The sequence below is a fragment of the Dietzia sp. Cai40 genome (genome assembly GCF_014145165.1).
GTDB classification, from domain to species: domain Bacteria; phylum Actinomycetota; class Actinomycetes; order Mycobacteriales; family Mycobacteriaceae; genus Dietzia; species Dietzia natronolimnaea.
Genome location: NZ_JAALEB010000244.1, coordinates 1 through 5,645, shown reverse-complemented (window position 1 = coordinate 5,645; position 5,645 = coordinate 1). Strand labels below are relative to the sequence as shown.

8 protein-coding genes and 1 pseudogene are annotated in these 5,645 nt (G+C 70.5%); 5 read left to right on the top strand and 4 right to left on the bottom strand.

The window, feature by feature from the left end; translation table 11 throughout:
* Window positions 1-251, bottom strand: a pseudogene (locus tag G6022_RS10040) (3-phosphoshikimate 1-carboxyvinyltransferase); the annotation flags it as partial.
* A gap of 59 nt (window positions 252-310) precedes the next feature.
* On the opposite strand from G6022_RS10040, the gene G6022_RS10035 reads away from it, so the two are divergent.
* The gene (locus G6022_RS10035) at window positions 311-1,105 is read left to right on the top strand and encodes an SOS response-associated peptidase (protein ID WP_182610188.1); all 795 of its coding nucleotides are present in this window, start codon (window positions 311-313) and stop codon (window positions 1,103-1,105) included.
* A gap of 7 nt (window positions 1,106-1,112) precedes the next feature.
* Here the strand turns inward: G6022_RS10035 and G6022_RS10030 are convergent, their stop codons facing one another.
* Window positions 1,113-1,649: a YbaK/EbsC family protein gene (locus G6022_RS10030; protein WP_182639371.1), complete on the bottom strand. Its 537-nt coding sequence runs from the start codon at window positions 1,647-1,649 to the stop codon at window positions 1,113-1,115.
* 105 nt (window positions 1,650-1,754) lie between these two features.
* Between G6022_RS10030 and G6022_RS10025 the strand changes: the two genes are divergently transcribed.
* The 3 genes from G6022_RS10025 (at window position 1,755) to G6022_RS10015 (ending at window position 3,226) form a co-directional block, all read left to right on the top strand.
* Window positions 1,755-2,432 (top strand): sigma-70 family RNA polymerase sigma factor, encoded by a 678-nt coding sequence (locus tag G6022_RS10025; RefSeq protein ID WP_179524792.1) that lies wholly within the window; start codon window positions 1,755-1,757, stop codon window positions 2,430-2,432.
* Window positions 2,429-2,758: a zf-HC2 domain-containing protein gene (locus G6022_RS10020; protein ID WP_179524793.1), complete on the top strand. Its 330-nt coding sequence runs from the start codon at window positions 2,429-2,431 to the stop codon at window positions 2,756-2,758. Before G6022_RS10025 ends, G6022_RS10020 begins: the two co-directional genes overlap by 4 nt.
* 252 nt (window positions 2,759-3,010) lie before the next feature.
* Window positions 3,011-3,226, top strand: coding sequence for a biotin/lipoyl-binding carrier protein (locus tag G6022_RS10015; protein ID WP_017836613.1), 216 nt, complete (start codon window positions 3,011-3,013; stop codon window positions 3,224-3,226).
* Between the two features lie 155 nt (window positions 3,227-3,381).
* Here G6022_RS10015 and G6022_RS10010 read toward each other — a convergent pair whose 3' ends face one another.
* The gene (locus G6022_RS10010) at window positions 3,382-3,630 is read right to left on the bottom strand and encodes a WhiB family transcriptional regulator (RefSeq protein WP_179524794.1); all 249 of its coding nucleotides are present in this window, start codon (window positions 3,628-3,630) and stop codon (window positions 3,382-3,384) included.
* A 392-nt stretch (window positions 3,631-4,022) separates the two neighbouring features.
* Between G6022_RS10010 and G6022_RS10005 the strand changes: the two genes are divergently transcribed.
* On the top strand, window positions 4,023-4,454 hold the full coding sequence (locus tag G6022_RS10005; RefSeq protein ID WP_338404193.1) for a hypothetical protein: 432 nt from the start codon (window positions 4,023-4,025) through the stop codon (window positions 4,452-4,454).
* 40 nt (window positions 4,455-4,494) lie between these two features.
* Here the strand turns inward: G6022_RS10005 and G6022_RS10000 are convergent.
* On the bottom strand, window positions 4,495-5,645 hold a 1,151-nt coding region (locus G6022_RS10000; RefSeq protein WP_182691484.1), incomplete at its 5' end, for a hypothetical protein.

The following is a 5,645-nucleotide window of genomic DNA, read 5'->3' as shown; positions in this document are numbered from 1 at the left end:
CCCGGCGTGACCACCAGGTCGGTGTCGCCCGGCGCGGGCGGCCCCGTGGGGCCCTCGATCCGGGTGCCGAGCGCGGTGAGCGCCCCGATCATCAGGTCGGTGTCCCGGCTGCGCAACGTCCCGCTCAACCGGGCGGGGGCGTCGGCCAGCGCGGCCAGGACCAGGGCGCGGTTGGTCAGCGACTTGGACCCGGGTACGGGGACGACGGCGTCCACGGGCGTGCCGGCGACGGGGGCGTTCCAATGACTCACCTGGTCATTGTCGCGCATCGACCCCGATCCCGCCCGGTCCGGGTGGGAGGATGGACCGCATGTGTGGACGGTTCTCCCTCTCCTCGGATCCGGCGCGACTCGCCGTGGAGCTCGATGCCGTCGACGAGGCGTCCTCGCCGCCACCGGGGTTGTGGCCCGACCGGGGCCCGGTCTCCCCGAGGTTCAACATCGCGCCCACCACCACCGTCCCCGCCCTCGTCCTGGACGCCCCGCGCGAACGCCTCGACGATCCCGCCGGCCCCCGACGGATCCTGCGTGCCATGCGCTGGGGCCTGGTGCCGTCCTGGGCCAGGGACCCGGGCAGGCTGCCCACCCTGTTCAACGCGCGGGTCGAGACGGCGTTCGAGAAGCCCTCCTTCCGTACCGCCGTCGCGCGGCGCCACTGCGTGGTCCCGATGGACGGCTGGTACGAGTGGGTCCCGGGGGAGCCGGCGACGCCCGGCGGCAGGGCGGGCCCCAAGCAGCCGTTCCACATGAGCCTGCCCGGCGACGAGGGGCTGCTCATGGCGGGGCTGTGGGAGGCCCGGCGTGACCCCGGCGACCAGACCGTCACGCAGTTGTCGTGCACGATCCTCACCACCGAGGCGCTCGGACCGCTGCGCCGCGTCCACGACCGCATGCCGCTCGTGGTGCACCCGTCCGTGGTCTCCGACTGGCTCGACCCCTCCGTGATCGGTGACCCGAGGGCCCTGGTCGACGGCGCGGGCGGCGACCTGGGGCAGTGGGCCGACTCGGTGGAGATCAGGCCGGTCTCACGCGCGGTCTCCAACGTCAGGAACGAGGGCCCGGAACTGGTCCGGCCGGTGGACCCGTCCGCCGGGATGCTCTTCTAGCACGGCGTCACCGGGCGGCGATCGACGCCGCCGTGGCTCCCGTGAGGCCGACGAGGTCCGCGGGTGCCAGTTCGATCTCCCACCCCCGACGGCCGGCGCTGCACAGGATCGTGGGGTGATCCCACGCGGAGCTGTCGACCACGGTCGCCAGCGACCTCTTCTGCCCGAGGGGGGACACTCCGCCGACCACGTACCCGGTGGCCTTCTCCGCGACGTCGACGGGGGCGAGCGAGGCCTTCCCGGAGGACAGCGCGGCGGCCGCCGCCTTGAGGTCGAGCATCGCCGTGACCGGCAGGACCGCGACAGCCAGCGGGATCCGGGTGCCCGCCGGGGGGCGGGCGGTGGCGAGCACCAGGGTCTTGAACACCCTGGCGGCGTCGATCCCGAGTCGCTCGCCCATGACGCGGGCGGCCTCGTCGCCGAACGCGCCGTTTCCCGCGTCGTAGGTGTGCACCTCGTGGTCGACCCCGGCGGACCGGAGTGCGGCGAGGGCGGGGGTCGCCGCCGAGTCGGACTTCCCGTGTCCCGTGCGCTTACGGCTCATCCTGCCCAGCCTAGTGACGGCACCGGCCGGAATAGCGTGACCGTGGACGGCGTTGAGGAGAGCAGGTACCCGGGACTGTCCCCGGGATCGGGAGAGGAGGGTGCGATGCGGACCGCGGTCCTCGACGCCCCCGGCGTGCGGATAGACTCCGGGTCATCGACAGGTGAGGAGTACCGGTTGCCGACCGAGTTGCAGCCCGACGAGTCCGACCAACGCGCCGAACAGTTCGAGGAGTTGGCCATGCCGCTCCTCGATCAGTTGTACGGTGCCGCGCTGCGGATGACCCGCAACCCGGCCGATGCGGAGGACCTGGTGCAGGAGGCGTACGCGAAGGCGTACGCGGGTTTCCACTCCTTCAAGCCCGGGACCAACTTCCGGGCCTGGATGCACCGCATCCTCACCAACGCGTACATCAACCACTACCGCAAGCGGCAGCGCCAACCCGCCCAGTATCCGACCGAGGAGATCACGGACTGGCAGCTGGCGGCGGCGGCGGAGCACACCTCCACCGGCCTGCGCTCGGCGGAGGTCGAGGCGATGGAACTGCTGCCGGACGACGAGATCCGGTCCGCGCTCGCCCAGCTCCCCGAGGAGTTCCGGATGGCCGTGTACTACGCGGACGTCCAGGACCTGCCGTACAAGGAGATCGCCGAGATCATGGACACCCCGTTGGGGACCGTGATGTCACGCCTCCACCGAGGACGCAAGCAGCTCCGCGAGCTGCTCCGGGACGTGGCGACCGAGCGTGGCTTCGGTCGTGACAGGACGGAGGGCGCGAAGTGACGAGGGAACACGACCCGCGGCTCGACCAGATCGACTGTGAGGCCGCCCGGCGCGACCTGTCCCTGCTGGTGGACCTCGAGTGCGACGACGCCTGTCGTTCGAGGCTCGAGCATCACCTCGCCGGGTGTCCGCCCTGCCGTGAACTCTTCCTCTCGGAGCGGCGGCTCAAGGCCAAGTTGTCCCGCTCGTGTTGCGAGAAGGCGCCGTCGGGGTTGAGGGAACGACTCATGGTGGAGATCCGACGCACCACGGTCACCACGACCGATTCCGACGGGACGACGGTGGTGCACCGGACCACGACCGTCCACCGGCGGGACCCGCACTGACCTCACCGGAGACGAGGCGAGGGGCGGACACCGACACGGTGTCCGCCCCTCGCTCGGTTCTGATGGTCCGGACTCAGCTGTTCGGACGCTTGCCGTGGTTGGCGTTCTTCTTGCGGCGATCCCGCCTCTTGCGGCCACGCTTGCCCATGGTCGCCTCCTTTCGTCGGTGTACAAGTCTCCCATGAGAACCCCCGTGTGGTTGCATTGAGGAGTCCGGGGGCCGCCGCGTGAGGAAAGCAGAGGAACATCCGAATGACTGAACAGGTCCGTGCCGAGATGGTCGCGAATGTCATGGAGGTCGTCGCAGCCGTCGGCACCGAGGTCGCCGAGGGGGACACGATCGTGCTCCTCGAGTCCATGAAGATGGAGATCCCGGTGTTGTGCGAGACGGCCGGCACCGTCACCGAGGTGGCCGTCGCCCCCGGCGACGTCATCCAGGCCGGAGACCTCATCGCCGTCATCGGCTGACGATCGACCGTCACGACGAAGGCCGGTTCCCCTCCCACGCGGGAGGGGAACCGGCCTTCGTCGTTCTCGTGGGGTCGGGCGTCCGTTCAGGTCGCCGACCGGACCGCGTACCGTGGGATCGCGGTCACCAGAATGCGGTGATCAGGTGGCGGTGATCAGACCGCGGTGCGGGTGCGGGCGCGGCGACGCTTGAGCGCGCGACGCTCGTCCTCGCTCATGCCGCCCCAGACGCCCGCGTCCTGGCCGGACTCGAGGGCCCAGGCCAGGCACTCGGAGGTGACGGGGCAACGGTTACAGACGATCTTCGCCTCGGCGATCTGCGCGAGGGCGGGTCCGGAATTGCCGACGGGGAAGAACAGCTCGGGATCCTCGTCGCGGCAGATGGCCTTGTGGCGCCAGTCCATGGGAACTCCTTACGGTTACGAGACCGTTATCGGGTCAACCGGACACGGGAAGACGCCGCCGACGCGCCGATCTGCGAGGATCGGCACGCGGACGTACGCGCTGTGTCACATCCGGTGATGTGGTGGGGGTGTACCCGTTCCGAGGGCTCGCTCCGTGAGGAGCAGCTCCCGGTTAAGGCAAGGCAAACAATGTGCGTCTGCGCTGTTACGAATGATGGTGCCACGATTCCATGACAAGTCAACCCTCTCCCGCCGCGATGTGGCAAAGGTCACCCCGGTTGTCAAATCGAACCGAAATCGCACGCCAGAGGCTGTAATGGGTTAATCGGAGTCCAGTCCGCAAGGGTGGTGCGGGCCCGGCCGTCACCGCGACATACCCTGTGGAGGTGAACGTGAGCCGACCTGACGACCACCGCCCCCCGCCGGATCGCCTCGATCCCCGCACCGCGATCCCCACGCCCGTGCGCCTGGCCGGGTGGATCTCCTCCGCGCAGGGCCTCATCGGCGTCGGGGTGGCCGTGGCCCTCGCCATCCGGGCGGCCGGAGGCCATCGCGAGGAGACCGTCGTCATCAGTGGCTACGGCACCGCGGTGTGGTTCGCGATCCTCGGGGGCGGCCTTCTCGCGGCCGGTGTGGGCCTGTTGCGGGGTCGACGGTGGGGCCGTGGACTCGTGGTGATCGCGGAGTTGTTGTTGCTGTTCGTGGCCTGGTACGTGGGGGTGGGATCGGACCAGTACCTCGCCGGTCTGATCCTCGCCGTGGTCTGCGCTGTCGCGCTGGTGTCGCTGTTCCGCAGGGACGCGATCGAGTGGTACGCCGTCTGACCCTGCCGACCCGCACGGCTCCCGTATCCACCCCGGGGGGTCAGGCGACGAGCTTGTACGCGCGGATCTCTCCCGCGTGGCGTTCGTACAGGATGTCGCCGATCTGGGCGAGCCCCGTCACGCCCGGTCCCGGTGCCGCCTGCCCGGCCAGGCGACGGACCTCGCGCCCGGTGTCGTGGTCCAGGAGCGCGAGCCCGTCGGCGACCGGCACCAGCACCCACTCGCCCGTCGAATGGGCCGCGGGGTCGGCGGACCAGCCCCCGGTCAGTCCGGGGCCCGTCGACCCGCCCAGGGTCCACGAGTATCTCCCGGACGGCCCGTCGAAGGCGTGCGTGGAACGTCCGTCGAACCATCTCACCTGAGCGCTGTCGCCCGAGACGGACTCGTGCGAGGGCGGCACGGCCGGCTCACCCTCCAGAGCGAGCACGGTCGAGTGTTCGGTGGGGGAGGTGAACCACTCGACGGTCCAGTCGGGGCCCTGGTTCCGGAGCGCCAGGACCCCCTGCTCGGTCACCTCGATGATCCACAGACCGTCGGCACCGGTCGGGTCCGAGGCGATCTCCTCGGGGGCGCGATTGTCCTCGGGGACGGTCTTCGAGATCGTCAGCCTGACGGAGTCCTCGCCGGGGCAGCGCTCCGTCACGGCGAAGCGCTCGTCGGTGAGATCCGCGGTCACGAGGGTGCACCCGGTGCGGGGTTGCATCCCGGCCTCCTGCGGAGCCTCCACGGCCCCGTACTCGACCGTCCGGACCAGGTCGTCGCGCCAGATCTCGAGGCGGTCCGGGCTGAACGCCAGGACGTGCTTCCACGAGCCGGTGAGTTCCATCGAGTCCGGATACACACTCTGTCTGGTGCTCGCGTACTCCTGGCGGGTCGGGTCGAGGGACGTCACGTCACTGCACCCGGAGGCGCCGTCGAACGCGGCGACGAGTCGATCGGCGTAGAACGCTCCGGCACAGAACCGCCCCGCGTGCGTGTAGGACCAGCTCTCCTCCCCGGAACCCGCGTCCCGGCCGACCAGCACCCCGTCCGGGGAGACGGTGACGAGGTTGCCCTTGGTGGTGAGCGGGGGGCCGGTCCCGGCGGAGCCGTGCATCCAGAGCGGTTGGAGCGACGTGGGGGGATCGGTGGCCGGGCCGTACTCGGGCTGCTCCGCGTCCGCGGCACGCAGCTCAGACCCGGTCGCGCTCC